The sequence below is a fragment of the Microcystis sp. M49636_WE2 genome, from assembly GCF_030065375.1.
GTDB lineage: Bacteria > Cyanobacteriota > Cyanobacteriia > Cyanobacteriales > Microcystaceae > Microcystis > Microcystis aeruginosa_C.
The window spans coordinates 1-1,120 of the sequence record NZ_JASJFG010000152.1 but is presented as its reverse complement, the minus strand read 5'-3'; the positions used below and the strand labels follow the sequence as shown (position 1 = coordinate 1,120).

General features: G+C 41.5%; 2 protein-coding genes. Both read right to left on the bottom strand.

The features are described from left to right. Positions 1-723 precede the first annotated feature (723 nt). Complete coding sequence (gene rpsR / locus PX484_RS03550; protein WP_002770735.1) at positions 724-939, bottom strand: 30S ribosomal protein S18; 216 nt, start codon at positions 937-939, stop codon at positions 724-726. A 40-nt stretch (positions 940-979) separates the two neighbouring features. Further along, the coding region (gene rpmG / locus PX484_RS03545; protein ID WP_288102874.1) for a 50S ribosomal protein L33 at positions 980-1,120 on the bottom strand (141 nt) is incomplete at its 5' end.

The window sequence follows — 1,120 nt, the reverse complement described above, 5'->3', positions numbered from 1 at the left end:
TTTTCCAGCACGTCCACCACAAAAATCGACGCTTGCACGGAATTAAATATACTACGCAGAAACTGCTCGGAATCCTCCTCTTTTAGCTGTGCATCCAACTCGGTATCGATTTCTGACGGCTGCTTTTCCATAAGAGCCTCCCATTATGCTAATTGGTGGATTTGGATCGATAATCACAAAATCGTCGGCTACTCCTAGAGCGATTTAATTATTTCTTAAGATCCTCGCACAAGTTTTCCTATCCGCTGCCGATTCCGATATATTTCTTTGCAAAAACGAGAAAGCGACCCCAATATACTGAGATCAGTTATCAGTTATCAGTTATCAGTTATCAGTTATCAGTTATCAGGTTTAAGTTTTAAGTTAAGTAGCTGGTTATAATTAAATTAAAAATGGATTTTAGGTTCGATCCCCCCTGCCCCCCTTGATAAGGGGGGCATCTGACAACTTTTAACGCCTACCTACTTAAGTAGCTAGACACAATTAATTACACATATCCAATTACTTCTTCCATGAGTGCCTATCCTCACCAAGAAGTTAATTTTGTGCTATTACTTATCAAATACAGCGTTTCTTATCAAGAGGAAGCATAACCTAATTTGGCATCGACGACCGGCTCTCCAAAAGGAGAACCTCCTACCCCACCATTAGGATAACTGTTTTAATTAGCCAATTATTTTCAGTGATCACTGTTCACTGATTACTGATTACTGATCACTGAATTTAGGCTTCTTGGTTGACAAAAGGCAATAAAGCCATTAAACGGGCCCGTTTCACCGCTTCAGTTAAATCTCGCTGTTGTTTAGAAGTTAAACCGGTGATACGTCTAGGCAAAATTTTGCCGCGTTCGGTGATGAATTTGCGGAGGAGTTCGGTGTCTTTGTAGTCAATCGGTTGACTAGGGGAGATGGGAGAGAGACGTTTACGATAGTAGCTCATAGATTTGTAAAGATTGCTTGACTTTTTAACTAAAGTGTGTTTACTTAATTTCCTTGTGGACGGTGTGCTTATTGCAGTGGGGACAGTATTTCTTGATTTCCAGTCTGCCGGTGGTATTGCGACGGTTTTTGCTGGTGGTGTAGCGAGAAACGCCGGGGGTACGCTTATCGGGATTACTGCG